Raw genomic sequence first — 24,232 nt, 5'->3', positions numbered from 1 at the left:
GATAAAACGCGATCATCATGAGGACCGCCGGGCCAAGCCGCAACTCTGCCCCTTCTTTCTTGCCCAAATACGCCGGGGGGCGCGGGGGGCAGCGCTCCCCGTCTGCGGGCTTAACCCAGGGCTGCCGCCGCCTTGGCGCGGGCGGCGATCGCGTCCCAGTTTCCGGCCGCGACATCGGCATCCGGGGCAATCCAGCTTCCGCCGACACAGGCGACATTGCTCAGCGCCAGATAGTCGGGGGCGGTCGCCTCGGTGATGCCGCCGGTCGGGCAGAAGCTGATCTGCGGCAACGGGCCGCCCAGGGATTTCAACAGGTTGCGCCCACCCACGGCCTCGGCCGGGAACAGCTTCAGCATGTCGAACCCCTGTTCCAGCAGCGCCATCGCCTCGGATGCGGTGGCGGCACCCGGCAACAGCGGCAGGCCGAACTCGACACAGGCGCCGATCAGCGCGGGCGTCGCGCCGGGGCTGACGCCAAAGCGCGCCCCGGCATTCTTGGCGGCACGCACATCGGCGGGGGTCAGTAGCGTTCCCGCCCCGACGACACCGCCCGGCACGGCGGCCATGGCGCGGATCGCGTCCAGCGCGGCGGGGGTGCGCAGGGTTACCTCCAGCGCGGGCAGGCCGCCTGCGACCAAAGCGCGGGCCAGACCTTCGGCGCGACCCGCGTCCTTGACCACCAGCACCGGCACCACCGGGGCCAGGGCGCAGATGCGGCGGGTTTCCTGGGATTGCTGGGCAGGGGTCATCGTCATCTCCTGTTCTGTCAGACTAGCCGCGACGGCGGCCACGGCGTTCGCGCGCAGGCCCCGCGGGATCGTCGCCGGTCCCGTCCGAGGCGCTGCTGAACCCGCCCAGACGTTCGGAGATATCCTCAAGGCTGGGGCGCGGCCCGCGCGGGCGGGTCTCCAGCGCCTCGCGCATGGCGCGCAGATGCACCGGCATGGTGCCGCAGCAGCCGCCGATGATCCGCACCCCGGCATCACGCGCGAGGCACGCATAATCGCCCATCAGTTCGGGCGTGCCGTCATAATGGATCGCGCCGTCCTGATATTTGGGGATCCCGGCATTGCCCTTGGCGATGATCGGGCGTTCGGTCCCGGCCGCGACAAAGCCCAGAACGGTGCGCATCAGATCGGATGCGCCGACGCCGCAATTCGCGCCAAAGGCGATCGGCGGGTTCGGCAGCTTTTCCACCAAGGCCGCCAGATCGGCCGAGGTCACGCCCATCATGGTGCGCCCGGCAGTGTCAAAGCTCATGGTGCCGCACCAGGGCAGACCGGCGCGGGCAAAGGCTTCGGCGGCGGCGCGGTATTCCTCGGGGGCGCTGATGGTCTCGACCCAGGCAACATCGACGCCGCCCGCCTTCAGCCCCTCGGCCTGTTCGTGAAACATCTCGACCGCGATTTCATGGGTCAGGCTGCCCATCGGGGCCATGATCTCGCCGGTCGGGCCGACCGATCCGGCGACGATCACCGGGCGACCGGCGGCGTCCGCCACTTCGCGCGCCAGTTCCGCACCGACCCGGTTCAGCTCATGCACGCGGGACTGGGCGTTGTGCAGCTTCAACCGGCTGGCATTGCCGCCAAAGGTGTTGGTCAGAAACAGGTCCGACCCGGCATCGACCGCGCCGCGATAGAGGGCGCGAATGTTGTCGGGCTGATCGGTGTTCCACAGCTCTGGCGGCTCGCCCGAGGACAGGCCCATGTTGAACAGGTTGGTGCCGGTGGCGCCATCGGCCAGCAGCCAGTCGCGTTCAGCCAGAAGGCGGGTCAGGGCGTCGGACATCGCAGAATCCTTTTTGCGGCAAATCGGCCATTCCCCGGCCATTTCGCATGATGCGCGCGCCGCCGCAAAGGAAAAGCGCCCGGTGGGTGGCCGGGCGCCGGTCGTTCACCTGTGCCCTGATCAGACTTCCGCGATGATCTGCTGGCGCGCCGTTGCGCGCAGTTCGGCCATCTTGGCGCGGATCGTGGCCGCGTCGGCCTTGCCCTCCAGATCGAAGGACACCTTGCGGAACACGTCCTCATCCCCGGCTTCCTCGAAATCCGAGGCGACGACCGCCTTGGCGTATTCCGCCCGCGCATCGCCCGTCTTGCCCAAGAGATCGGCCGCCCATTCGCCCAGCAGGCGGTTGCGGCGTGCCTCGGCCTTGAAGCGCAGTTCCTCATCATGGGCAAACTTGGCTTCGTATGCGTGTTCGCGTTCGTCGAAGGTGGTCATCTGGGCCCCCTGAATTGATCCCGTGGCGCGGTGCGCCTGTCCCCGATATGCCCCCGGCTTGGGCGCAGGGCAAGGCTTTGGCAGCGCAATCAGCGCCGTTAACCATGAAAAAAGCCGCGCCCGCCCCGGCGCGGGCGGGGTGCGCCGCCTTGCCCGGCGCGTGTTCCTGGCCTATAGGGGCGGAAAAGGCCTTTGGGTGCGGCGCAGGTCCGGCCCAGGCCCACGGCCGAAAGGGAAACGCATGGCACCGCGGCGCAAGAAGGTCTACGAAGGCAAGGCCAAGATCCTGTATGAGGGCACCGAACCGGGCACCCTGATCCAGTATTTCAAGGATGACGCGACCGCCGGCAACGGCGCGAAAAAGGAAGTGTTCGAGGGCAAGGGCGTCCTGAACAACCGCCTGTCCGAGTTCTTCATGACCGGCCTTGGCCATGTCGGCATCCCCACCCATTTCGTGCGGCGCCTGAACATGCGCGAGCAGCTGATCCGCCAGGTCGAGATCATCCCGCTTGAGGTGATCGTGCGCAACTTTGCCGCGGGCAGCATCGCCAAGCGCCTGGGGCTTGAGGAAGGCACACCGCTGCCGCGCCCGATCGTCGAATACAGCTTCAAGAACGACGAACTGGGCGACCCTTTCGTGTCCGAGGAATACATCATCGCCTTCGGCTGGGCCGCCCAGCAGGATCTGGATGACATCGTGGCCCTGGCCTTGCGCGTCAACGACTTCCTGTCCGGCGTGTTCTATGGCGCGGGGATCAAGCTGATCGATTTCAAGATCGAGATCGGCCGCATCTGGGATGGTGATTTCATGCGCCTTATCGTCGCGGACGAAATCAGCCCCGACAGCTGCCGGCTGTGGGATCTGAAAACCGGGCAGAAGCTGGACAAGGACGTGTTCCGCCGCGATCTGGGCAGCCTGACCGACGCCTATACCGAGGTCGCCCGCCGCCTGGGGCTGATGCCCGAAAACCCGGCCCCGACCAAGCCGACCTTGATCAATTGAAAGGACGCCCGATGAAAGCCCGTGTCACCGTGATGCTGAAAGATGGCGTGCTGGACCCCCAGGGCGAAGCCGTGCGCCATGCGCTTGGCACCCTGGGTTTTGCCGGGGTTGGCGGCGTGCGTCAGGGCAAGCTGATCGAGCTGGACCTGGCCGGCGACGACCGCGCCCGGGCCGAAGCCGATGTGAAGGCGATGTGCGAAAAGCTGCTGGCCAATACAGTGATCGAGAAATACCAGGTCGAGATCATTTAGGGATCAGGCCCGATGCCGATGCGCGCCGCCCCCACCGGGCGGCGTTCGCGTATCTGTCAGCCGCGCGCGCCGCGAAACAGCGCATCGACCGCATCCAGAAAGCGGCGGCGGATGTCGGGCGTTTCCATCAGCAATTCATGCCGCGCGCCTTGATAGGGGACCAGCCGCCCCTCGGGCCAGTTGCGCATCCGGTCGCGGATCGCCTGCGGGGCGATCACCGCCTCATCGGTGCCAAGGCCGGTCAGGGCGGGCAGGTCCGGGCTGGGCAGGGCGGCAAGCGCGCGGCATTCAGCCAGGGCTTCGGCCACCCAGGTCAGGGTCGGGCCGCCCAGCACCAGATCGGGGCGGGCGGTGGCGTGATCGCGAAGCCGTTGGAACTGCGCTTGGTCGCTGGTCAGCGGGTTGGCGGCGTAATCGGTGGTCAGCACCAGCGTCTGCCGTGACGATCCCGGCACGATCGCCCCACCCATTCGCAGCAGCCGCCCGGTTCCGGCGATGGCGCGGGCCGCAACCTGTGGCAGCGCGCCCAGGTCGATCCCCCACATCGGCGCCGAAAACGCCGCCGCCTGCACCGGCAGCCCGTTCAGCAGCGCCCGCAGCGCAATCGCGCCGCCCATCGAATGCGCCAGCACGAACCACGGGCGCGGCAGGTCGCGGGCGCGGGCATGGCCGATCAGCGCCGCCACATCGCGCTGATAATCGGCAAAGCGGGTGACATGGCCGGGTTCGGGCCGCGCCAGCAGCCGGTCCGACAGGCCCTGGCCGCGCCAGTCGATTACCGCCACATGATAGCCGCGTTCGGCCAGATCGGCGGCGGTGGGGCCGTATTTCTCGATGTATTCGGTGCGGCCGGGGAACAGCAGCACGGTGCCGCGCGCCCCCCGGCCAAGCCATTCGGCGACGCGCAGCCGCACCCCGTCATCGGCGCGCAGCCAAGCCGCGCGCCCGGTCGGGGCCGCATCCGACGCCGCCAGATCCAGATCCAGCGGCGCCGCCTGATGGCTGTCGCCCGGCCTCGTCATCGGCGTTACGACAGCGCCGCGCCCAGTTTCATCGCCAGCCCCATCGAGCCGTCGATCTTCAGCCGCCCGGTCATGAAGGCCATGGTCGGGTTGATGTCGCCGTCCAGGATGCCTTTGAACGTGTCGGCATCGGCGGTCATGGTCACGTCGGCTTCCTCATCGCCGGCGCGCACACCGGTCGAATCGGCCATGATCGCGCCCTCGCCGGGGATGACGAACTTGGCGCGGTCGGAAAAGCTGGTGCCCAGTTTGGCGTTCAGGGCCGTCACGGCCTGGTCGATCACGTCGCTCATGTGTTTCCTCCACGGGAATGCTGTCAGGATGCTGGCGGTGGGCCGGCATCCGGGTTACGCTGTCGAATATGGGCAGGCGGGCGCGAAATCTCAAACGGATCGTTGCGGCAATTTTCGTGATTGGCGCGTTTTCGGCTGCTGCGCGGGCGGATGACCAACTGGCCGCGCTTTATGCCGAACTGGCCGATCCGGCCAACCCCGGGTGGTCGCGCGCCGAATCCGACATTCTGCGGGCCTGGTCGCAATCGGGGTCGGCCGCGATGGACCTGCTGCTGAAACGCGGTGAGGCCGCGCTGGATCAGGGCGACACCGCCCAGGCGATCCAGCACCTGACCGCGCTGACCGATCACGCCCCCGATTTCGCGGGCGGCTGGGCGGCGCGGGCGGCGGCCTTTTATCTGGCGGGCCAGCCCGGCCCGGCGATTGACGATGCCGCCCAGGCGCTGCGGCTGGAACCCCATCACTTTGCCGTCCTGACCCTGCTGGGCACGATATTCGACGAGATGGGCGAAACCGACCGGGCGGTGGCCGCGTTTGATGCCAGTCTGGCGATCCATCCGCACCAGCAAGAGGCCATTGACGCCCGTGCCCGCCTGCGCCAAGTCCGCGACGGGATCGCGCTGTAAGAAGGTTCCCCCATGTCCCGCATCGCGGCCGTTCTTGGCCCGACCAATACCGGCAAGACCCATTACGCCATCGACCGGATGCTGGGCCATCGCACCGGTGTCATCGGCCTGCCCCTGCGCCTGCTTGCGCGTGAGGTCTATGACCGCATCGTCAAGGCGCGTGGCCCCTCGGTCGTGGCACTTGTGACGGGCGAGGAACGCATCATCCCCGACCGCGTGCAATACTGGGTCGCCACGACTGAGGCGATGCCCGCCGACATCGGCGCCGATTTCGTCGCGGTGGACGAGATCCAGTTATGCGGCGACCCCGACCGGGGCCATGTCTTCACCGACCGCCTGCTGCGGGCGCGGGGCCGGGTGGAAACCCTGTTCATGGGCTCCGAGGTGATGCGCGGCGCGATTGCCGCCCTGATCCCCGGCGTGCAGTTCATCCGGCGCGAGCGGTTCTCGACCCTGACCTATACCGGGTCGAAAAAGACCAGCCGGATGCCCGCGCGGTCGGCCATCGTCGGCTTCAGCGTTGATAACGTCTATGCCAATGCCGAACTGATCCGCCGTCAACGCGGCGGCTGCGCGGTGGTGATGGGCGCCTTGTCGCCCCGCACCCGCAACGCGCAGGTGGCGCTTTACCAGAATGGCGATGTGGACTTTCTGGTGGCGACCGACGCGATCGGCATGGGGCTGAATCTGGACATCAACCATGTCGCCTTTTCGGCGCTGGAGAAGTTCGACGGCCGCCGGATGCGCCCGCTGTTCCCGCATGAGATGGGCCAGATCGCGGGCCGGGCCGGGCGGCATCTGGACAACGGCACCTTCGGCGTGACCGGTGAGGCCCCGCCTCTGGATCCCGAACTGGCCGAGGCGCTGGAAAACCACCGCTTCGCGCCGATCCGGCGCCTGATGTGGCGCAACCCCGATCTGGATTTCGGCAATCCCGAACGGCTGATCGCCAGCCTGGAACTGCCGCCGCAATCCGAATGGCTGACCCGTGGGCGCGAGGCCGACGATCTGGCCGCGCTCAAGGCGCTTGCCGCCGACCCCGAGACGCGCGACCGCATCCACGGGCCGCGCGATGTGCGGCTTTTGTGGGATGTCTGTCAGGTGCCGGACTTCCGGTCGATCAGCGCGGGCGAACATTCCAGCCTGCTGCGGCGGCTGTTCGACTTTCTGCATGGCGGCGGACGGGTGCCCGATGACTGGCTGGCCGCGCAGATCGCCCGCATCGACCGCACCGAGGGCGACATCGACACCCTGTCCAAGCGATTGGCGTTTATCCGCACATGGACCTATGTCGCGCAGCGCACCGGCTGGGTCAGCGATGAAAGCCATTGGCGCGGAGAGACTCGCGCGGTAGAAGACCGCCTGTCGGATGCGCTTCATGCCGCGCTGACCCAACGATTTGTCGACCGGCGCACCTCGGTGCTGTTGCGCCGGCTGAAACAGAAGGAGACCCTCGTGGCCGAGGTGAACGATAAGGGCGAAGTCAGCGTCGAGGGCGAATTCGCCGGACGGCTGGAGGGGTTCCGCTTCCGTCAGGACGCGACGCAGACCGCAGATGAAAGCCGCACCCTGGCGCGCGCCGCCTATGAGGCGCTGCGCCCCGAGTTCAGCCTGCGGGCGGACCGGTTCTATAACGCGCCCGACACGGAAATGGATTTCACCGAACAGGGCGGCCTGATGTGGGGCAGCGCGGCGGTCGGCAAGCTGGTCAAGGGCGCCGACCCGATGCGCCCCCAGGTCGAGGCGTTCGTGGATGAGGAAGCCGGCGCCGACGTGGCCGAAAAGGTCAAGCGCCGCTTGCAGCATTTCATCGACCGCAAGGTGGCGACCCTGTTTGAGCCGCTGACCAAGATGGGCGCCGATGAGGCGCTGACCGGTCTGGCGCGCGGCTTTGCCTTCCGGCTGACCGAGGCCTTGGGGATCATCCCCCGCGCCGAGGTCGCCGCCGAGGTCAAGGATCTGGATCAGGAGGCCCGCGGCGCGCTGCGCAAGCATGGCGTGCGGTTCGGCCAATACACGATCTTCCTGCCTGCGCTGCTGAAGCCCGCGCCGACCCGGCTGCGACTGGTGCTGGCCTCGCTGTTTGCGGGGGCCGACGTGTTCCCCGAAAGCCCGCCGCCCGGTCTGGTGACGATCCCCAATGTCGCTGATGCCGACCGGCGCGCCTATACCTTGTCGGGCTATTTCCCGGCCGGCGCGCGCGCGATCCGCATCGACATGCTGGAACGGCTGGCCGATCAGCTGCGCCTGCAAGACAGCCGCGCCGGGTTCGAGGCGACGGCGGACATGCTGTCGATCACTGGCATGACGCATGAGCAGTTCGCGGACCTGATGGAGGGTCTGGGCTACCGCGCCGAACAGGGCGAGCGCGACAAGGTCGTGCGCGCCCCCGAGGCCAAGGACGCGCCCAAGGTCGAGGAAACCGCCGAAGCCATTGCCGAGGCTGCGCAGCGCGAAGCCGAGGAAAAGGCCCGCGCCTTTGCCGAATCCATCGAAAAGCCCGCCGATGACGCGGCCGAGGGTGCCGCACCCGCTGCCGATCCCGCTGCCGAGGCGCCCGAGGTGGGACAGGCCGCGCCGGAACGCGAAACCTTCTGGACCTTTACCTGGGCCCCCAAGCCCCGCCACGCGCCGCGCGGCGATAACGCCGGTCGCGGCCCACGCGGCCCGCGCCGCGACACGGCCCCCGCCGAGGGCGAGCGCCCGGCGCGCGAGGGTGGCAAGCCCCGCCGTGAAGGTGGACATCGTGAGAGCGGCGACCGTGAGGGTGGCAAGCCGCGCCGTGATGGCGAGGGCAAGCCCGCGCGCAAGGGTGGCAAGCCCGGCGGCAAGTTCGACGGCAAGGGCGGCAAGCCCGCGCGCGAGGATCGCCCCCGCGCCTTCGAGGCCCATCCGCCGCGCAAGGAAAAGGCCATCGATCCCGACAGCCCCTTTGCGGTGCTGGCGGCGCTGAAAGGCAAGTCCTAGGCCCTTGAGCGACGACACGATCCGGCTGGACAAGTGGCTGTGGCAGGCGCGGTTCGCCAAGACCCGCAGCCTGGCGCAGGCCCTGATCGAGGGCGGCAAGGCGCGCGTCAATGGCGCGCCCTGCCTGAAGCCGGGGCGCGCCATCCGCCCCGGCGACGTCCTGACCCTGCGGCTGGACGGCGGCGTGCAGGTGCTGACCGTGATCGCATCGGGCAGCCGACGCGGCCCCGCCACCGAGGCAGCGACGCTTTACCGCATCCATGATGACCCATTGGGCGGGGTTGAATGATCCGCCCCGTCGGAATAGGTAGGTCGGCGGAACATCAATCCAGCGGACACGTGCCATGACCTATGTCGTCACCGAAAACTGCATCGCCTGCAAATACACCGATTGTGTCGAGGTGTGCCCGGTCGATTGCTTTTATGAAGGCGAAAACACGCTGGTGATCCATCCCGACGAATGCATCGACTGCGGCGTCTGCGAACCCGAATGCCCCGCCGATGCGATCCGCCCGGATACCGAACCCGACATGGAAAAATGGGTCGAGTTCAACCGCAAATATGCCGAGCTTTGGCCGGTCATCACCCGCAAGAAAGACCCGCTGCCGGGCTATGAGGCCCGCGACGGTGAAGCCGGGAAGATGGAGAAATACTTCAGCCCGAACCCCGGCGAGGGCGATTGATCCGCCCCCGGTGCGGTGATTCGCAGCCCTGAAGGCGCGTGCTTGCGCGCTTTCATGCGCGGTTGTCCGGCATAACCCATTGATCTGACAGGATCACAGCATCGTGCCGCGGCGCGGCGCTTTGAATGGGTGTAATTTTGTGCTACAGTCATGTGACAAAGAATGGGCCGCTGCCCGCGTGGCCTGCCCGCCACGCCGCCACATTGCTGAACAGATCCGCCCGCGGCGTCACAACCGCGACGGGTTTTTTCGGTCCCTGTGGCAAGGTCAGACCCGGTAACGAGGATGTCTGAAAGCATGACCAAGACCAAGAAGACCGACTTTCGCCCGAACGATTTCGTGGTCTACCCGGCGCATGGCGTCGGCCGCATCGTCTCGATCGAGGAGCAGGAAGTCGTCGGCCACAAGCTTGAGCTGTTCGTGATCTCGTTTGAAAAGGACAAGATGACGCTGCGGGTGCCGACCGCCAAGGCGACCTCGATCGGGATGCGGCAATTGTCCTCGCCCGAGGTGGTGGACCGCGCCTTTGAAACGCTGAAGGGCAAGGCCCGCGTCAAGCGCGCGATGTGGTCGCGCCGGGCGCAGGAATATGAACAGAAGATCAATTCCGGCGATCTGGTGGCCATTGCCGAGGTGGTGCGCGACCTGCACCGCAATGACGATCAGCGCGAGCAATCCTATTCCGAACGCCAGCTGTATGAGGCCGCGCTGGACCGGCTGACCCGCGAAGTGGCCGCCGTTTCCGGCACCGATGAGGCCGGGGCGCAGCAGCGTGTCGACAGCGTGCTGACTGCGCGCGCCGCCTGAACTGGCGGACCGGGTGACGCGAACAGGGGGGCCTTGGCCCCCCTTTTGCTATCGTCCGCCCAGCAGGCGCAGCGCCACCAGTTGCCCCCGGCGCTGATACAGCATTTCGCCATCGCTGATCTGTACCACCGTGCCGCCGTCAAAGCGGTCGCCCAGCTTGACCTTGCTGATCCGCCCGTTCGAGGCGCGGATCAGCGCGCGCTTGCTGTTGCCCGCGCCGAAGGTGCCGATCAGCGTGGTGCGGCGCATGTCCAGTTGCCGCGACTGCGTGGCCTGTCGCGCGACACCTGCGGCCGTCGGGCCGGCGGCGACGGGGCCGACCGGCTCTGGCTCGTTATCCTGGAAATTGTCCAGACCCAGCGATGAGCGACCGCCGTGCTGGAACCGGGGCTGGGCGGCGCTTGCCGTCCGCTGCGCCTCGCGCGCGGCGGCGGCTTCGGCCTCGGCCTGCGCCCGTGCGGCGGCCTGCGCCTGTGCCTGTGCCTGGGCCTGTGCCTGCGCCTGGGCGCGGGCCTGTGCCTCGGCCTGGGCCTGGGCGGCGGCGGCGGCCGCGGCGGCCTGTGCCTGTGCCTGGGCTGCGGCTTGCGCCTGGGCTGCCGCCTGGGCCTGGGCTGCGGCCTGCGCTGCCGCCTGCGTTTGCGCCGCGGCGGCCTGCGCCTGCGATGCGGCCTGTTCGGCGGCCTGCGCTTCGGCCAGGGCCTGATTGACGGCGCTGCTGGCCACGGCGGATGTCGTGGCTGCCGCCGCCACGGCCAGGCTGCCGGGCCGCTTGCGGGGGCGGGGCGAGGGCGCGCCAGGCGTGGGCGCAGGATTGCCGGCCATCGCCTCGCTCAGCGCGGCGGTGACATCGGCGGCGGGGGCGGCGGCCGGGGCGGTCGCGGCCATGTTGCCGGGGCGTTTGCGCGGGCGCGGGCCGGGGCCGGCCTGCGGTGCCGCCTGCGCGGTGCTGGCACGGGCCGGCGGCGCGGGATCGGCGCTTGCCGCAGAGGCCGCTGCACCGGGCCGATGCCGGGGCCGGGGCGAGGCCCCCGCCGGTTCGTCCGACCCTTCTGATTGCGGCAGCGCCTCGGGCACAACATCCACAGGCGGCGAGACCAGCGGCCAGGGCAGTTCTTGCGGCGCGGGTTCGACCCCGGCGGCCTCGGCAGCCGCGCGGATCACCGAATCCGGGCGCGAGGGCGGGGCGTTTTCGGGCCGCCCGGCGATCAGCAGATAGCCATCGGGCGTCATCACGCCTTCGGGCGTCGGCACGATCTGGCCGCTGGCGTCCAGCCGCCCGATCTGGCTGGGCGGGATCGCGGCGGGCAATTGGCTGGGCGGCGCATCGGCCTGCGGCTGGGCGGCGGGGGCGGGTGTCGCGGGCGTCGGCTCGTCACTCGGGCGCGCACCGGGGGGCAGCGCAGGGGCCGGGGCCGAGTCCGGTCGCGCCTCGGCCGCTTCGGGGGGCGCGGCTGTGACCGGCGCAGCCATCGGGGCCGCTGTTGGGGCCGTCGTCGGGGGGGCGGGTGCGGCGCTCGCCTCATCCGGCTGGATCGGGGCGGGGTCCGGGTCGCGCAGATACAGCGCCCACAGCGCCGCAAGCACCAGCAGCAGCGCGCCGATCACCCCCAGCGTCAGCGCATTGCGCTGGCGCGGCGCGCGGGCGCGGGCCTGCGGCACGTCAAGATCAGCCGAAACCGGCCGCGCCGCGCGCGGGCGGGCGACCTCATGAAAGCGCGCGCTATCGCCCAGGTCTGTCTCGGATTCGGGCAGCGCCGCGCGCGGCAGATCGGGCGGCGGCAGATCCCCGGGGATCGCCAGGCCGGGCGCGTTCACGCCGGTCGGCGCGGGCGGATGCGGCAGGGCGATGACCTGCGCCGAGGCTTGCGGCGCGACAGGTGCAGCGACGGGTGCAGCGACGGGCGCCTCGGCAGACAAGTCCGCAGGCGGGGGCGCACCTGCCGTCTGATCGGCAGCATCGCGATCTTCGGCAGGCGCGGGGTCGGGATCCACCGGCGACGGGGCAGGATCATCCTGAGGTGCGGGCGGCGCGGCCTCGGCTTCGGCAAAGTCGAAGGCGGCTTGGGATGTCGGCACCGGCTCGGTGGCTGCGGGCGCGCCCTCGGTGGCCTCGGTCAGATTGCCGCCGCCGAAATCGGGCAGGCGAGGAAAGGCGGTGCCCTGCGGCAAGGCGGCGAAACCGGCGACGCCAAAGCCATTGGCGCGGGCAAAGGATGCGGCCTCGGCCAGGGTCTCGCGCGCGACGGCGGCCAGCACCAGGCTTCCGTCATCCAGCGCCGTCCAGTCATGGGCCAGGTCGTCCGGTTCATAGACGGTCATGCCGATCAGCGCCTGCGCCGCCCGCGCCGCCGGATCGGCGGGCAGATCGCGGGCCGCCCCGCGCGGCAGATCACCCGGCGCGGGCAGGTGGCGATAGGCGACATGGCTGGCGGGCAGCATCAACAGGCAGGGCGCACCGGCCAGCCGGTCGCGCATCCGCGCAAGGCCGGGGCCAAGCGCCGCCTCATCGGCCAGCGGCACACTGTCCAGCACGTCCCAATCCAAGGCCCCGCCCTGCAACAGCACGATGGCATCCTCGGTGAAATGCAGGGCATGGGTCGTTGTCATCACGCGGCCTTGATCGGGGTGAATCGGCCGGGGCCGATCCATCTATGGGGGGTGCATAGCGGGGGATACCGCAGATTTGGGGTCAGTAAAAGCCTTGCCCGCCCGCTTTGGCGGATCGTGATCGGCGCTGCGGCCACGACAACGTGTGTTGCGCCCGGACCCGCCCGCGCCATGATCGGGGCGCGCACCACTGATGAGGACCACCATGACCCGAACCCAGACCAAGCGCCGCCTGTCCGGCCTGACCCCGCTGGCCGCGCTGCTGGCCGCGCTGAGCGCCGCCCCCGCGATGGCCCAGGACCAGCCCACGGCCGCAGCGCCCGCCCCCGCCCATGTGATCGTCACCGGCACCGGCCGCGCCGATCTGAACCCCGACATGGCCCAGATGATGCTGGGCGTGACCGAACGCGGCGAGACGGCGCAGGCCGCGCTGACCGCCAATTCCGACCGCATGGCCCGCGTGCTGGAGGCGCTGCGTGCCGCCGGGGTCGAGGATCGCGACCTTCAGACCTCGGGTCTGACGGTGGGGCCGCAGTTCGATTACTCGACCGAGAACGCGCCGCCAACACTGGTCGGCTATATCGCGCAGAACATGGTCAGCGTGCGACTGCGCGATCTGGATAACCTTGGCGCGGTGCTGGACGGGGTGATGGCCGCCGGGGCCACCGATTTCAACGGCCTGACCTATGGCCTGCAAGACATGCGCCCGGCCGAGGATGCCGCGCGCCGCGATGCCGTGGCCCAGGCCCGCGCGAGCGCGACACTTTATGCCGCCGAACTGGGCATGACCCTTGGCCCGGTGCGCACGATCAGCGAGATGCCGATCGCCGCCGCGCCGCAGCCGGTCGAGATGCGCGCCTATGGCGCGGCCAAGGGCGGGGCCGATGCGGCGCTGCAACCGGGTGAGGTCTCGGTCACGACCCAGGTGACGGTCGAATATCAGCTTCTGCCCTGAACGGATGGGCGGCGGGGTCGCCCGCCGCCCGTTCGCTTATCCCGCCGCCTTCAGCGCCTGATCCAGGTCGGCGATCAGATCGGCGGGATCCTCGATCCCGATCGACAGGCGCACGACATCGGGGCTGGCACCGGCCGCGCGCTGCTGGTCGGGGGACAACTGGCGGTGCGTCGTCGATGCCGAATGGATCACCAGCGACCGCGTATCGCCCAGGTTCGCCACATGGCTGAACAGCTTCAGCGCGCCGACGAACCTGACGCAGCCCTCATACCCGGCCTTCAGGCCAAAGGTGAACAGCGCCCCCGCGCCCTTGGGGCAATACCGGGTCGCGCGCGCGTGCCAGGCCGAGCCGGGCAGCCCGGCCCAGGTGACATGGCTGACGGCGGGATGCTTTTCCAGCCATTCCGCCACCACCTTGGCATTGGCGATGTGCTTGTCCATCCGCAGCGACAGCGTTTCGACCCCCATCAGCGTGTAATGCGCCGCCTGCGGGTTCATCGTCATGCCCAGATCGCGCAGGCCGATGGCGATGCCGTGGAAGGTGAAGGCAAGGGCGCCGAAGGTCTCGTGAAAGCGCAGGCCGTGATAGGCGGGTTCGGGGGCCGACAGGCTGGGGAACTTGTCGCTGGCCGACCAGTCGAACCGGCCGCTGTCGATCACCACGCCGCCGGTGACCGTGCCATTGCCGGTCAGGTATTTGGTCAGCGAATGCACCACCAGCGTCGCGCCATGGTCGATCGGGCGGCACAGATAGGGGGTGGCCAGCGTGTTGTCGACGATCAGCGGGATGCCCGCGCCATCGGCAATCGCGGCAATCGCCTGAAGATCGGTGACATAGCCGCCGGGATTGCTGATCGATTCACAGAAGATCGCGCGGGTGTCGTCGTCGATGGCCGCCTTGACCGCATCCAGATCGTCGAAATCGACAAAGGTGCAGCCCCAGCCGAAGCGCTTGATGGTCTGGCTGAACTGGGTGATCGTGCCGCCATAAAGCCGGGTCGAGGCGACGATATTGCGTCCCGGTGCCATCAGCGGGAACAGCGCCATGATCTGCGCCGCGTGACCCGAGGAACAGCAGACCGCACCCGCGCCGCCCTCAAGCGCCGCCAGCCGCGATTGCAGCGCGGCGACGGTCGGGTTGGTCAGTCGCGAATAGATATAGCCGACCTCTTGCAGGTTGAACAAAGCCGCAGCGTGATCGGCATCGCGGAACACATAGGCGGTGGTCTGATAGATCGGCACCTGGCGCGCGCCGGTTGCCGGATCGGGCGCCGCCCCGGCATGGATCAGTTGCGTGTCGAAATGCAGGTCATTGGTCATGGCACGTCCCCTTTGGTCGCGCCCAGACTAGGCCCGCGCCCTGCGCCACGCAATCGCCTTGGCGCGCCTCAGCGCAGCCAAAGCCCCTTGTCCTTCAGCGCATTGCGGATCGCGCGTTCCTTGCGCGGCAGATTGGCGCGGTCGAACATCGGGCGGATCTTCTTCTGGCCCTGACCTTGCAGGACCAGACGGCGGATTGGCTCGAACTCGCGCAGGATGCGGCGGGCGGGCTGGGCGGTGGCGACCTGTTCCAGCACCGCGACCGCGCGGTCGCTTTCGCGGGCGTAAAGCAGCGGGAACAGCCGGTAATGGCAGGTGACATCGCCGTCCAGCCCGTCCAGCTCCGGCCCCGGACGCCCGCCGCCGAAGCTGGCGATGACCAAGGGCAGCGCGATCTGATCCAGCCAGGGCCACAGCGACTGGCTGGCCAGTTCATCCGGCGTGTCGTCGCGGATCGAGGTGGCGTAATCGGTGAAGCGGCGATGAAAGGCGGGCGCATCATTGCCGAAGAACCAGCCGGCATTGAAGTAAAGGAAGCGTTCCCAATGATCCTCGGGCTGGCTGCGATCCAGCGTCGCCTCGATATCCAGGCCGAAGCGGTCATACAGCGATTTCCAGATGCCGTGATGATCGGGGCCGTAAAGCGGCGGATCGGGCCAGGTCGCCTCGCGCCGCATCGAGGCGGCGGGGCGCGTGAAATCGAACGGCACCGCGCCCAGATCGCCGGTCACCAGCGTGTCGGTATCGAAGAACACGAACGGCCGGTCGGCATCCAGCACCGACAGCGCGGTGATCTTGTTGGCCTGCGGATAGGCATGGGAAAAGGCGCGCTGCACAAAGGGGCGGATCTCGCCGCCCAGATCTTGCAGAAAGCTGCGCACCTCGGGGCGGATCAGCGTGTCGTGGCCTGCCCAGCCAGCTTCGGGCTGCGGTTCGGCGACGATCAGCCGCCCGGCGAAATCGGGCGATGATTGGCGCAGCGAGGCGGCGAACAGCATCGCCTCATATTCCAGGCGGCCGGATTGGGCGACGATCAGGATGTCGAAGGGCTGCGGCGCAGGGGTTGCCCCCGCGAGCTTGGCCTTGGCAGGCTTTTTGCGCTTGGGCTGTGTCGTGTCGTCATCCATGCAGCCCACCATACGCGTACCCCTTGCTGCGGCGCGCAGCGCCGGGCGGGATGCGGCCGGTCCTGTCGGAAGATGGTGGGCGACCCTGGAATCGAACCAGGCATGAGTCGCCTCGGCGGAGTTACAGTCCGCTGCCGCACCTTGCAGCACGTCGCCCACTGGCGGCGGATGTAGCCAAGGGGCGGGGGGGCGTCAAGACGCAAAGGGGTATTTTTGCGCCCCGCGCGCGGTGGCTTTTTGCGCGCCCTGCACGGTGTCGGGGCCGCGCGGCGCTGGACATCGCGGGGCAGGGGCGGCAATCAGGGCGAAAGCCAACAGAAAGACCCGCCATGACCCGCCCCACGACCCCCAGCGACCGCCCCTTTGCGCGCAAATCCGCCCCCGGCCCGCGTGGCGCGGCGAAAAAGGGTGGCAAACCGGGCACCCGCAAGCCCGAATGGGTGATCGACAAGGAGCGCGACCGGCGCGCTGCGGCGGCGGAAACAGTCTGGCTGTTCGGCCTGCATGCGGTGCGCGATGCGTTGATGAACCCGGCGCGCGAAAAGCTGCGGCTGGTGGTCACGCGAAATGCCGCCGACAAGCTGGCCGAGGCGATCGCCGCCGCCGGCATCGAGGCCGAGATGGTCGAGCCGCGCCAGTTCGACCGCGCCGTGCCGCTTGGCCCCGATCAGGTCCACCAGGGCGCCGCGCTTGAGGTGAAGCCGCTGAACTGGGGCCGTCTGGATGATGTCGCCACCGCAGAAGGGCTGCCCTTGATGGTGGCGCTGGACCGGGTGACCGATCCGCATAACGTCGGCGCGGTGCTGCGCTCGGCCGAGGTGTTCGGCGCGCGCGCCGTGATCGCGCCCCTGCGCCACTCCGCGCCCGAAACCGGGGCCTTGGCCAAGACCGCATCCGGGGCGCTGGAGCGCCAGCCCTATCTGCGCGTCACCAATCTGGCCGAGGCACTGACGAAGCTGCAAGCGATGGGCTATGTCTGCATCGGCCTGGCCGGTGAGGCCGAGGAAACGCTGGAACAGGCGCTTGAGGCGACGGGCACCGCGCCCGTGGTGCTGGTGCTGGGCGCCGAAGGGCCGGGCCTGCGCGACAAGACCCGCACCACCTGCGACCGGCTGGCGCGCATCCCCTTTGCCGGGGCCTTCGGGTCGCTGAACGTGTCGAACGCGGCGGCGGTGTCGCTGTATGCCGCGCAAAAGCGGTTTGCCTGACACAAGACTGCGACAAATCTGCATCATTCCTTTTGATGTGATCGGCACGGGGCCGCCCCTAACCGAGACGTGAAAGGCCGGGGGCTTTATGAATGCCCCGGCTTTTGCCATCTGATGAGACATGGCCCGATGGCCTGCCGCCCTGCCAGGCGGTGTCGATTCTGCCCCGCCCCTGCCCAAGTTCCTCTGCTCAAGATCGCTGAAAGTGACCCATTCCCAACGTTCCCTGTTTCCCGCTGTCGCCGCCGTGGCGATGACTGCTTTGCCGCTGCCCGCCGCCGCGCAGCATTACGGCAATTGGGCCTTGTCCGGTAACGACCCGGTCGCCTATTTCGACGAGGGCGAGGCGACCTCCGGGCGGTCTGACATCTCGCTGGAGTGGCGCGGCAAGGTGTATCACTTCACATCCGAAGACAACCTGTTCCAGTTCGAATCGAACCCGCATGGCTATAGTCCGCAGTTCGGGGGCCTGTGCGTTCGGGCGCTGTCGCAGGGCAGGCGCGTGCAGGGCGATCCGCAGGTTTTCGTGATGTATCAGGGCAAGCTGTATCTGATGGCTGACGAGGCCGCGCGCCAGGTTTTCATGGCCGACCCCGAGGCGGTGATCGCCGGTGCGCGCGATCACGCCAAGCGCTGATCCGATCACGTTCCGGTCAGCCGCCATGGACTTGGGGCTGTTACATTCCCAGATCAGACTTGGGAACGGCACCGGAACTGCCGAATCTCTGATCACTGTCCCTCGTTCCGTGACTGGACGCCCGGCCCTTGGCGCGGGCGTCTTTTTCTGCCAGCCTCACCGCGCAGGAGGATGACCATGACCGACACCAACACCCCCGCCGATCTGCGCCGGATTCTGACCATGGCCCGGACCATCGCCGTGGTCGGCCTGTCGCCCAAGTCCGAGCGACCGAGCCACGGCGTCGCGGCGTTCTTGCAGGCCAAGGGGCATCGGATCATTCCGGTCAATCCCGGCCATGCGGGCCAAGTGATCCTGGGCGAAACAGTCTATGCCAGCCTGTCGGACATTCCCCCCGATGTGACCGTCGACATGATCGACATCTTCCGCACCCCGGATGCGGTGCCCGGCATCGTCGATGAGGCGATCGCTGTGCTGCCCCGGCTGCGGTCGGTCTGGATGCAACTGGGCGTCAGCCACCACGAGGCGGCTGTGCGCGCCATGGATGCGGGGCTGGACGTGGTGCAGGACCGCTGCCCAAAGATCGAATATCCGCGCGTCATGTAGTTACCCGGCGCTGCACCCGGTGGCGGGTGCGGATGGGTATTTGGGCAAGAAAGAAGGGCAGGGTCGTTTCAGCGGCCCAGCCGGTCGCGCAACGCATACCAGCCCATGCCCGCCACCAGCAGCGGCCACCGCAGCATCCCGCCGCCGGGAAAGGCGCGGGCGGGCAGGGCGGCCATGGTGTCGAACCCCTCGGACTGGCCCTGCACGGCCTCGGCCATCATCTTGCCGGCCAGCGTGGCCATGGCGACGCCGTGGCCGGAAAAGCCGCTGGCTGACAGCGCATTCGGGGCCGGGCGGTCGAAGAATGGCATCCGGTTCAGGGTGATCGCCAGCGTGCCGCCCCAGGCATGGGTGATTTTCACATCGGCGAGGTGGGGATAGACCTGCGCCAGCGGCTTGCGGACCTTGGCGGCGATGTCGCGCGGGAAGCGGTAGCTGACGGTCTCGCCGCCGCCGAAGATCAGCCGGTCGTCATCGGAAAGACGCCAGTAATTCACCACGAACTTGGTATCTGCTACCGCGATGCGGTCGCGCAGGACGGATGCGGCGCGCTCCCCAAGCGGTTCGGTCGCCACGATATAATTGTTGATCGGCATCACGCGGGCGGCGATGCGGGTGTTCAGGCTGCCCAGATAGCCATTGGCGGCCAGGATCACCTGATCGCAGATCACCCGGCCACGATCGGTCATCACCACCGTCTGCTGATCGGCGCGTCTGGCATGGGTGATGGCGTGGACCGGCGACATCTCATGCAGGATCGCACCGGCATCCAGCGCCTGCCGGGCGATGGCAAGTGCGTAATTCAGCGGGTGCAGATGGCCCGCGCCCCGGTCCAGATCGCCGCCGACATAGGCAGGTGAGGGCACGAGGTCGCGGAAGGCTGCGCGGTCCAGCGGTGTGATCTGGTCATAGCCATAATCGCGCGCCAGCCGTTCGGCCATCACACGGGCATGGGCGACTTCGGCATCGCTGCGGCAGGCATGGGCGATGCCGGGGTGAAAGGCCACGCCGCCTGCCGCCGCCAGATCGCGGACCAAGGCCTTGGCGGCCTCGGCCATGTCCCACAGGCGGCGGGCGGTGCCCTGCCCGGCCATCTGTTCCAGATCATCGACCTCAAGCCGTTGGCCCGACCCGACCTGGCCGCCATTGCGCCCCGAGGCGCCAAACCCCGCGCGATGCGCATCCAGCACCAGCACCCGGCGGCCGGCGCGGGCCAGATGCAGCGCGGCTGAGAGGCCGGTATAGCCCGCGCCGATCACGCAGACATCGGCCCGCGCCTGCCCACGCAAGGGCGGCTGCGGTGCCAGAAGATCGGCGGTGGCCGCGTAATAGCTGGCCGGATAGGCGCCGGGCCGGTCGTTGGCGTAAAGCAGGTTCATCACACGTTCAGCAGCAGATGCTCGCGCTCCCACGGGCTGATGACCTGCAGGAACTCTTTGTATTCATTGCGTTTCACCGAATCGTAGACCAGGCAAAAGTCCGGCCCCAGCACCTCGCGCATGGCCGCGTTTTCTTCCAGCAGGTCAAGCGCGTCGCCCAGGGTCAGCGGCAGTTCATCTTCCGACATATAGGCGTCACCCAGGCATTCGGCGCGCGGCAGTTGCGCCTGCTTCAGGCCCAGATAGCCGCAGGCCAGGCTTGCGGCGAGGCCCAGATAGGGGTTGCAATCCATCCCCGCCAGCCGGTTTTCCACCCGCCGCGCGGCGGGCGAGGAGATCGGCACCCGAAGCCCGGTGGTGCGGTTGTCGCGGCCCCATTCCAGATTGATGGGGGCGGCGAAATCCGGGACGTAGCGGCGATAGCTGTTCACATAGGGCGCCAGCAGCGCCACTGCGGCGGGCAGGTGGTTCTGCATCCCGGCGATGAAATGCAGAAACTCGGGCGTTTCCGCGCCCTTGTCGTCGGAAAAGATGTTGCGCCCGGTCTTGATGTCGACGACCGAATGGTGAATGTGCATCGCCGATCCCGGTTCGCCCTCGATCGGCTTGGCCATGAAGGTGGCAAAGCAGTCGTGGCGCAGCGCGGCCTCGCGGATCAAGCGTTTGAAGAAGAAGATCTGATCGGCCAGACCCACCGGGTCGCCGTGGTTCAGGTTGATTTCCACCTGACCCGCGCCGCCCTCTTGCAGGATGCCGTCGATTTCAAAGCCCTGCGCCTCGGCGAAATCATAGATGTCGTCGATCACCTTGCCGTATTCATCGACCGCTGACATGGAATAGGCCTGTTTGGCGGCGGCGCGGCGGCCCGACCGGCCCATCGGTGGCATCACCGGCATGTTCGGGTCGATGTTGCGGGCGACCAGAAAGAACTCCATCTCTGGGGCGACGATCGGTGCCCAGCCTTCGGCGGCATAAAGATCGACGATGCGTTTCAAGACGTTGCGCGGCGCGGTGCCGACAGGGCGGCCCTGCTGGTCCATCGCGTCATGGATGACCTGCAGCGTCACATCGGCGGTCCAGGGGGCGGCGGTGGCGGTGGTGAAATCCGGCACCAGGATCATGTCGGGTTCGGTGAACGCGCCCTGCGGATTGTCGGCCCATTCGCCGGTGATGGTCTGCAAAAAGATCGAGTTGGGCAGGTAGAAACTGTCCTGATGGGCGAACTTGCTGGCGGGCATGGCCTTGCCACGCGCGACACCGGCGATGTCGGCGACGATACATTCGACCTCATCCAGGCGGCGTCCGGCGATATAGTCGCGGGCGGCGGCGGGGATGCGGGAAATCCAGTCGGGTTGACGGGGGGACATGGGGTTGCCTTTCGGGCAGGGTCGAGGGGGCAGGTGCTCAGGCGTCGGGCGTTGACGCGGCCGGGTCGGGCATCAGCCGGGCCAGCGGGTCGCCCTCGGCCATCAGGCCGGCGCGCACGCCCGCGCGGTCGGCGGGGCTGCGGTTCTGCGACAGTTTCAACTTGCCCTGCATCTGGGTGATCCCGATTTCAAGGCCGATGATGCCCCGCATCTGCGCGGCGATAAAGGGGGAAGGTGCGTCGCTGACCGCCCAGGGGTCGGGGCGGCCCTGTTCCTGCGCCTCGGTCAGGGCGGTGATCTGCGGCATCAGGAAATCGGCACTGTCATCCAGCCGGGCGCGGCCGCGAACCTGCACCATGGCATAGTTCCAGGTCGGCACCACCCGGCCGTGGTCCGCCTTGGACGGATACCAGCCCGGATGCACATAGGCGTCGCCCGCCTGAAACACCACCAGCACGTCGGGCTGGGCGGCGATCTGGGCGATCTGCGGATTGGCCCGCGCCAGATGCGCGCGCAACACGCCATCCGTCAGTTGAAACGGCAGCGGCCCCGCCATCACGCCGTCAGGGCCATGGGTGATCAACAGGCCCAGCGGATGCGCGGCGATCAGCGCCGCCAGCACCTCCGGGTCATCCTCGGCAAAGGCGGGCGGGCGATACATCAGCCGGCGCGGTTCTGGCGGAAGAAATCACCGATGCGCCGCGCGATCACGCCAGATGAGGTCGCCTGCCCCAGCCGCCCAAGTGCTGCGTCCAGCACCGTATCGGGAACCTTGCCGCGGCCGCGCTTGTGGACCAGCCCCTCAATGAAGTCGTCTTGAAACTCGGGGTGGGCCTGCACGGTATAAGCGCGGCCGGGATAGATCAGCGCGGCATGGGCGCAGAAATCGTTGCGGGCGACGGTCTGCGCCATCGGCGGCGGCGCGATCACCTGATCCTGATGCCAGGCGTTCAGGCTGATCTTTTCGCCATCGAAGTCATAATGCTGGGTGCCGACCGCCCAGCCGCCGTCGAACTTTTCGACGGTCCCGCCAAGCGCCTGCGCGATGATCTGATGGCCAAAGCAGATGCCGACCATCGGCACGCCCGCATCGAAGGCGCGGCGGATGAAATCTTCCAGCGGCGCGATGAAGGCGTGATCCTCATAGACGCCGTGGCGCGATCCGGTCAGCAGCCAGCCCTCGGCATCATGGATGCTGTCGGGAAAGGCCATGTCCTCGACATGCCAGGTGCGGAAGGTGAAGCCCTGATCGGCCAGCAGACGCTGGAACATGTCGGGGTAATCGCCCGTTTCGGGGCGCAGGTCGTCGGGCGCGGTGCCGCATTGCAGGATGCCGATCTGCATGTCTGATCCGTGAGCAGGTGGATGGGTTTGCCGCACCCTAGGCCCGCGCGCGGCAGGCCCGCAAGGGGGGCTAGCGTTCCAGCACCAGCGTCTGCCCGCGAAAGGTGACGCTGGCAAAGCTGGAGAGATAAGACATGCCCAAAAGCGATCCGCGCATCTCGCCGTCATTGACCACGGCGCGCACGCCGCGATCGTCGAACGGGCCGATCACCACCCGGTCCAGCGTGACAGGCGCGGTGCGCACCGTGCCATTGGCGGTGCGCGCCTGGCCGAAATAGGCCAGTTGATCGGGGTTCAGCCCGACCTTGGCGGCATCCGCGCGGCTCAGCACCATCGAGGTCGCGCCGGTATCGACGACAAAGCGGATCGGGGTGCCGTTTACCTCGGCGCGCAGGTGGAAATGGCCGTCGGGGCCAAGCGGCACCTCGATCCGGCCGGGGCCGGTGGTGGCCTGGGTGGGCGCGATGGTCGAACGGATGTCGCCCCACAGCCCCGCCACCGCGATGGCGCCCAGAAAGATCAGCGTCCACAAGGCGCCCAGTCGCAGCGACTGGCCCAGATCGCGCCGCGCCGCCGCCACCGCATAGCCGCCGACCGCCGCCAGCAGCAGCGCCAGATAGGCCAGACGTCCAAGTTCATCGCCGGTCATGTATTGTCCTTTCGCCTGCGATCTGGGGGCGGGGCAGGGGCTTGTCACCGATCCAGCCGATCACATGGCCGTGGGTCGGCTCAGCCCCGCGCCCAGATCATGCCCGGCCGATGACGCCCGCGCCGATCAGCCCGTCCAGCATGAACTGGATCGCAAGCGCCGCCAGCAGCATCCCCAGCAGCCGCGTCACCACCATCGTGCCGGTCCGCCCCAGGGCGCGCTCCAGCGATCCGGCGATCAGAAACAGCGCAAAGCAGCAGCCCAGAACCGCCAGCATCACCAGATGCACGCCGATCAGATGGCCGAAGCCGTCGCCCTGGCCGACCAGCAGGATCATCGTCGCCATCGCCCCCGGCCCGGCGATCAGGGGCGTGGCCAGCGGAAAGACCGAAGGGTCATGCGTGGCCTCGGCCTGCTGCCCCTCGCGCCGCTGGGTGCGGCGTTCAAACAGCATGTCCAGCGCGGTCAGAAACAGCATTACCCCGCCCGCAATCCGAAAGGCCGGCATCGAAATCCCGATCGAGGCCAGCAGCGCATCCCCGAAAAAGCCGAAGGCAGTCAGCAGCACGGCGGCGATGGCCACGGCGCGCAGGCCCATGCGGCGGCGCTGCGCCGCCGTCGCGCCCGGCGTCAGCGCGATGAACAGCGGCGCCAGACCGATCGGGTCGACAACCACGAACAGCGTGACAAAGGCGGTCAGGGCAAAGGTCAGTTCCATGCCGCGTCATAGCCCCGCGCGCGCGCCCGCGCCAGCCGTCAATTCCGCGTGCGTCACAGGCCGGTGGCGGGCTGCGGCGGGGTGACGCTGCCGATAAGGGCTTTATCTGCCGCCCCGCAGGCCATAAATGGGGGTATCACAGTCAGGGGGCCGCACGCCGGCCCCGAAACAGGGAGATCCGCCATGGGTCGTTTCGGTGTCACCGAGATTCTGGTCATTGCCGTTGTGTTGCTGGTGTTGTTCGGGCGCGGCAAGGTGTCTGCGCTGATGGGCGAAGTCGGCAAGGGCATCACCGCCTTCAAGCGCGGCGTCCGCGACAGCAGCGCCGAGATCGAGGACGCGGCCAGCGACAAGCCGCGAGATGTCACGCCGCCGCAGGTTCCGGCCCCGCCGGCGGTCGATCCGGTTGTGGATCCCGCCGACAAGACCAAGCTCTAAGG

Annotated in this window: 26 protein-coding genes and 1 tRNA gene; 12 read left to right on the top strand and 15 right to left on the bottom strand. The window is 68.3% G+C overall.

Features of this window, described 5'->3' with window-relative positions:
- Positions 1-110: 110 nt before the first annotated feature.
- From eda to ACEYYA_RS09410, 3 genes are all read right to left on the bottom strand, one after another.
- Complete coding sequence (eda, locus tag ACEYYA_RS09420; RefSeq protein ID WP_374799946.1) at positions 111-749, bottom strand: bifunctional 4-hydroxy-2-oxoglutarate aldolase/2-dehydro-3-deoxy-phosphogluconate aldolase; 639 nt, start codon at positions 747-749, stop codon at positions 111-113.
- A 22-nt stretch (positions 750-771) separates the two neighbouring features.
- Entirely contained in the window at positions 772-1,788 is a 1,017-nt protein-coding gene (gene bmt / locus ACEYYA_RS09415; RefSeq protein WP_374799944.1) for a betaine--homocysteine S-methyltransferase, read from the bottom strand.
- Positions 1,789-1,908: 120 nt separating this feature from the next.
- Positions 1,909-2,223 (bottom strand): DUF1476 domain-containing protein, encoded by a 315-nt coding sequence (locus ACEYYA_RS09410; RefSeq protein WP_374799942.1) that lies wholly within the window; start codon positions 2,221-2,223, stop codon positions 1,909-1,911.
- A gap of 241 nt (positions 2,224-2,464) precedes the next feature.
- Between ACEYYA_RS09410 and purC the strand changes: the two genes are divergently transcribed.
- Both purC and purS read left to right on the top strand, forming a co-directional pair.
- Entirely contained in the window at positions 2,465-3,226 is a 762-nt protein-coding gene (gene purC, locus ACEYYA_RS09405) for a phosphoribosylaminoimidazolesuccinocarboxamide synthase (protein ID WP_374799940.1), read from the top strand.
- An 11-nt stretch (positions 3,227-3,237) separates the two neighbouring features.
- A complete protein-coding gene (purS, locus tag ACEYYA_RS09400) occupies positions 3,238-3,477 on the top strand; it encodes a phosphoribosylformylglycinamidine synthase subunit PurS (protein WP_374799938.1) in 240 nt (79 codons plus the stop codon).
- Positions 3,478-3,533: 56 nt separating this feature from the next.
- Here the strand turns inward: purS and ACEYYA_RS09395 are convergent, their stop codons facing one another.
- On the bottom strand, positions 3,534-4,499 hold the full coding sequence (locus ACEYYA_RS09395; protein WP_374799936.1) for an alpha/beta fold hydrolase: 966 nt from the start codon (positions 4,497-4,499) through the stop codon (positions 3,534-3,536).
- A gap of 5 nt (positions 4,500-4,504) precedes the next feature.
- Positions 4,505-4,792: an SCP2 sterol-binding domain-containing protein gene (locus ACEYYA_RS09390; RefSeq protein WP_374799934.1), complete on the bottom strand. Its 288-nt coding sequence runs from the start codon at positions 4,790-4,792 to the stop codon at positions 4,505-4,507.
- A gap of 116 nt (positions 4,793-4,908) precedes the next feature.
- Between ACEYYA_RS09390 and ACEYYA_RS09385 the strand changes: the two genes are divergently transcribed.
- From ACEYYA_RS09385 to ACEYYA_RS09365, 5 genes are all read left to right on the top strand, one after another.
- Positions 4,909-5,418: a tetratricopeptide repeat protein gene (locus ACEYYA_RS09385; RefSeq protein WP_374799932.1), complete on the top strand. Its 510-nt coding sequence runs from the start codon at positions 4,909-4,911 to the stop codon at positions 5,416-5,418.
- Positions 5,419-5,430: 12 nt separating this feature from the next.
- A complete protein-coding gene (locus ACEYYA_RS09380) occupies positions 5,431-8,385 on the top strand; it encodes a helicase-related protein (protein WP_374799930.1) in 2,955 nt (984 codons plus the stop codon).
- Between the two features lie 4 nt (positions 8,386-8,389).
- Entirely contained in the window at positions 8,390-8,674 is a 285-nt protein-coding gene (locus tag ACEYYA_RS09375) for an RNA-binding S4 domain-containing protein (protein WP_374799928.1), read from the top strand.
- A gap of 55 nt (positions 8,675-8,729) precedes the next feature.
- The gene (gene fdxA, locus ACEYYA_RS09370; protein ID WP_374799926.1) at positions 8,730-9,068 is read left to right on the top strand and encodes a ferredoxin FdxA; all 339 of its coding nucleotides are present in this window, start codon (positions 8,730-8,732) and stop codon (positions 9,066-9,068) included.
- Positions 9,069-9,365: 297 nt separating this feature from the next.
- Entirely contained in the window at positions 9,366-9,875 is a 510-nt protein-coding gene (locus ACEYYA_RS09365) for a CarD family transcriptional regulator (protein WP_374799924.1), read from the top strand.
- Positions 9,876-9,923: 48 nt separating this feature from the next.
- Here ACEYYA_RS09365 and ACEYYA_RS09360 read toward each other — a convergent pair whose 3' ends face one another.
- The gene (locus ACEYYA_RS09360) at positions 9,924-12,482 is read right to left on the bottom strand and encodes a hypothetical protein (RefSeq protein WP_374799922.1); all 2,559 of its coding nucleotides are present in this window, start codon (positions 12,480-12,482) and stop codon (positions 9,924-9,926) included.
- A gap of 205 nt (positions 12,483-12,687) precedes the next feature.
- Here ACEYYA_RS09360 and ACEYYA_RS09355 point away from each other — a divergent pair, with 205 nt between their 5' ends.
- A complete protein-coding gene (locus tag ACEYYA_RS09355; protein WP_374799920.1) occupies positions 12,688-13,437 on the top strand; it encodes an SIMPL domain-containing protein in 750 nt (249 codons plus the stop codon).
- Between the two features lie 36 nt (positions 13,438-13,473).
- Here the strand turns inward: ACEYYA_RS09355 and ACEYYA_RS09350 are convergent, their stop codons facing one another.
- From ACEYYA_RS09350 to ACEYYA_RS09340, 3 genes are all read right to left on the bottom strand, one after another.
- Positions 13,474-14,757, bottom strand: coding sequence for an O-acetylhomoserine aminocarboxypropyltransferase/cysteine synthase family protein (locus ACEYYA_RS09350; RefSeq protein WP_374799918.1), 1,284 nt, complete (start codon positions 14,755-14,757; stop codon positions 13,474-13,476).
- A 68-nt stretch (positions 14,758-14,825) separates the two neighbouring features.
- Positions 14,826-15,884 (bottom strand): hypothetical protein, encoded by a 1,059-nt coding sequence (locus ACEYYA_RS09345; RefSeq protein ID WP_374799916.1) that lies wholly within the window; start codon positions 15,882-15,884, stop codon positions 14,826-14,828.
- A 73-nt stretch (positions 15,885-15,957) separates the two neighbouring features.
- Positions 15,958-16,041 (bottom strand) — tRNA-Tyr (locus tag ACEYYA_RS09340).
- Between the two features lie 172 nt (positions 16,042-16,213).
- Here ACEYYA_RS09340 and rlmB point away from each other — a divergent pair.
- The 3 genes from rlmB (at position 16,214) to ACEYYA_RS09325 (ending at position 18,335) form a co-directional block, all read left to right on the top strand.
- Complete coding sequence (gene rlmB / locus ACEYYA_RS09335) at positions 16,214-17,092, top strand: 23S rRNA (guanosine(2251)-2'-O)-methyltransferase RlmB (RefSeq protein ID WP_374799914.1); 879 nt, start codon at positions 16,214-16,216, stop codon at positions 17,090-17,092.
- A gap of 253 nt (positions 17,093-17,345) precedes the next feature.
- Positions 17,346-17,729 (top strand): YHS domain-containing (seleno)protein, encoded by a 384-nt coding sequence (locus tag ACEYYA_RS09330; RefSeq protein WP_374800025.1) that lies wholly within the window; start codon positions 17,346-17,348, stop codon positions 17,727-17,729.
- A 177-nt stretch (positions 17,730-17,906) separates the two neighbouring features.
- Positions 17,907-18,335, top strand: coding sequence for a CoA-binding protein (locus ACEYYA_RS09325; protein ID WP_374799912.1), 429 nt, complete (start codon positions 17,907-17,909; stop codon positions 18,333-18,335).
- 68 nt (positions 18,336-18,403) lie between these two features.
- Here the strand turns inward: ACEYYA_RS09325 and ACEYYA_RS09320 are convergent, their stop codons facing one another.
- The 6 genes from ACEYYA_RS09320 to ACEYYA_RS09295 form a co-directional block, all read right to left on the bottom strand.
- Complete coding sequence (locus ACEYYA_RS09320) at positions 18,404-19,714, bottom strand: NAD(P)/FAD-dependent oxidoreductase (protein ID WP_374799910.1); 1,311 nt, start codon at positions 19,712-19,714, stop codon at positions 18,404-18,406.
- The gene (locus ACEYYA_RS09315; RefSeq protein ID WP_374799908.1) at positions 19,714-21,081 is read right to left on the bottom strand and encodes a glutamine synthetase family protein; all 1,368 of its coding nucleotides are present in this window, start codon (positions 21,079-21,081) and stop codon (positions 19,714-19,716) included. The genes ACEYYA_RS09320 and ACEYYA_RS09315 overlap by 1 nt, the downstream gene beginning before the upstream one ends.
- 37 nt (positions 21,082-21,118) lie before the next feature.
- A complete protein-coding gene (locus tag ACEYYA_RS09310; RefSeq protein ID WP_374799906.1) occupies positions 21,119-21,742 on the bottom strand; it encodes an FMN-binding negative transcriptional regulator in 624 nt (207 codons plus the stop codon).
- A complete protein-coding gene (locus tag ACEYYA_RS09305) occupies positions 21,742-22,425 on the bottom strand; it encodes a type 1 glutamine amidotransferase (RefSeq protein WP_374799904.1) in 684 nt (227 codons plus the stop codon). The genes ACEYYA_RS09310 and ACEYYA_RS09305 overlap by 1 nt, the downstream gene beginning before the upstream one ends.
- 70 nt (positions 22,426-22,495) lie before the next feature.
- The gene (locus ACEYYA_RS09300) at positions 22,496-23,074 is read right to left on the bottom strand and encodes a retropepsin-like aspartic protease family protein (RefSeq protein WP_374799902.1); all 579 of its coding nucleotides are present in this window, start codon (positions 23,072-23,074) and stop codon (positions 22,496-22,498) included.
- Positions 23,075-23,171: 97 nt separating this feature from the next.
- The gene (locus ACEYYA_RS09295) at positions 23,172-23,792 is read right to left on the bottom strand and encodes a MarC family protein (protein ID WP_374799900.1); all 621 of its coding nucleotides are present in this window, start codon (positions 23,790-23,792) and stop codon (positions 23,172-23,174) included.
- Between the two features lie 183 nt (positions 23,793-23,975).
- On the opposite strand from ACEYYA_RS09295, the gene ACEYYA_RS09290 reads away from it, so the two are divergent.
- A complete protein-coding gene (locus tag ACEYYA_RS09290; RefSeq protein WP_374799898.1) occupies positions 23,976-24,230 on the top strand; it encodes a twin-arginine translocase TatA/TatE family subunit in 255 nt (84 codons plus the stop codon).
- Positions 24,231-24,232 lie beyond the last annotated feature (2 nt).

Origin of the sequence: Paracoccus zhouxuedongae, assembly GCF_041927815.1 — a bacterium.
GTDB lineage: Bacteria > Pseudomonadota > Alphaproteobacteria > Rhodobacterales > Rhodobacteraceae > Paracoccus.
Note: the sequence above shows the minus strand (reverse complement) of the source record. Positions and strands in the feature narration are given on the sequence as shown.

Excerpts from the sequence above, each read along its gene's own strand:
- fdxA (WP_374799926.1), top strand. The coding sequence starts at position 8,730 with ATGACCTATGTCGTCACCGAAAACTGCATCGCCTGCAAATACACCGAT.
- ACEYYA_RS09300 (WP_374799902.1), bottom strand. The coding sequence starts at position 23,074 with ATGACCGGCGATGAACTTGGACGTCTGGCCTATCTGGCGCTGCTGCTG.
- ACEYYA_RS09390 (WP_374799934.1), bottom strand. The coding sequence starts at position 4,792 with ATGAGCGACGTGATCGACCAGGCCGTGACGGCCCTGAACGCCAAACTG.
- bmt (WP_374799944.1), bottom strand. The coding sequence starts at position 1,788 with ATGTCCGACGCCCTGACCCGCCTTCTGGCTGAACGCGACTGGCTGCTG.
- ACEYYA_RS09305 (WP_374799904.1), bottom strand. The coding sequence starts at position 22,425 with ATGCAGATCGGCATCCTGCAATGCGGCACCGCGCCCGACGACCTGCGC.
- ACEYYA_RS09380 (WP_374799930.1), top strand. The coding sequence starts at position 5,431 with ATGTCCCGCATCGCGGCCGTTCTTGGCCCGACCAATACCGGCAAGACC.
- ACEYYA_RS09365 (WP_374799924.1), top strand. The coding sequence starts at position 9,366 with ATGACCAAGACCAAGAAGACCGACTTTCGCCCGAACGATTTCGTGGTC.
- purS (WP_374799938.1), top strand. The coding sequence starts at position 3,238 with ATGAAAGCCCGTGTCACCGTGATGCTGAAAGATGGCGTGCTGGACCCC.
- ACEYYA_RS09350 (WP_374799918.1), bottom strand. The coding sequence starts at position 14,757 with ATGACCAATGACCTGCATTTCGACACGCAACTGATCCATGCCGGGGCG.
- ACEYYA_RS09345 (WP_374799916.1), bottom strand. The coding sequence starts at position 15,884 with ATGGATGACGACACGACACAGCCCAAGCGCAAAAAGCCTGCCAAGGCC.
- ACEYYA_RS09410 (WP_374799942.1), bottom strand. The coding sequence starts at position 2,223 with ATGACCACCTTCGACGAACGCGAACACGCATACGAAGCCAAGTTTGCC.
- eda (WP_374799946.1), bottom strand. The coding sequence starts at position 749 with ATGACCCCTGCCCAGCAATCCCAGGAAACCCGCCGCATCTGCGCCCTG.
- ACEYYA_RS09355 (WP_374799920.1), top strand. The coding sequence starts at position 12,688 with ATGACCCGAACCCAGACCAAGCGCCGCCTGTCCGGCCTGACCCCGCTG.
- ACEYYA_RS09330 (WP_374800025.1), top strand. The coding sequence starts at position 17,346 with ATGACTGCTTTGCCGCTGCCCGCCGCCGCGCAGCATTACGGCAATTGG.
- ACEYYA_RS09325 (WP_374799912.1), top strand. The coding sequence starts at position 17,907 with ATGACCGACACCAACACCCCCGCCGATCTGCGCCGGATTCTGACCATG.
- ACEYYA_RS09320 (WP_374799910.1), bottom strand. The coding sequence starts at position 19,714 with ATGAACCTGCTTTACGCCAACGACCGGCCCGGCGCCTATCCGGCCAGC.
- rlmB (WP_374799914.1), top strand. The coding sequence starts at position 16,214 with ATGACCCGCCCCACGACCCCCAGCGACCGCCCCTTTGCGCGCAAATCC.
- ACEYYA_RS09360 (WP_374799922.1), bottom strand. The coding sequence starts at position 12,482 with ATGACAACGACCCATGCCCTGCATTTCACCGAGGATGCCATCGTGCTG.
- ACEYYA_RS09290 (WP_374799898.1), top strand. The coding sequence starts at position 23,976 with ATGGGTCGTTTCGGTGTCACCGAGATTCTGGTCATTGCCGTTGTGTTG.
- ACEYYA_RS09310 (WP_374799906.1), bottom strand. The coding sequence starts at position 21,742 with ATGTATCGCCCGCCCGCCTTTGCCGAGGATGACCCGGAGGTGCTGGCG.
- purC (WP_374799940.1), top strand. The coding sequence starts at position 2,465 with ATGGCACCGCGGCGCAAGAAGGTCTACGAAGGCAAGGCCAAGATCCTG.
- ACEYYA_RS09395 (WP_374799936.1), bottom strand. The coding sequence starts at position 4,499 with ATGACGAGGCCGGGCGACAGCCATCAGGCGGCGCCGCTGGATCTGGAT.
- ACEYYA_RS09295 (WP_374799900.1), bottom strand. The coding sequence starts at position 23,792 with ATGGAACTGACCTTTGCCCTGACCGCCTTTGTCACGCTGTTCGTGGTT.
- ACEYYA_RS09315 (WP_374799908.1), bottom strand. The coding sequence starts at position 21,081 with ATGTCCCCCCGTCAACCCGACTGGATTTCCCGCATCCCCGCCGCCGCC.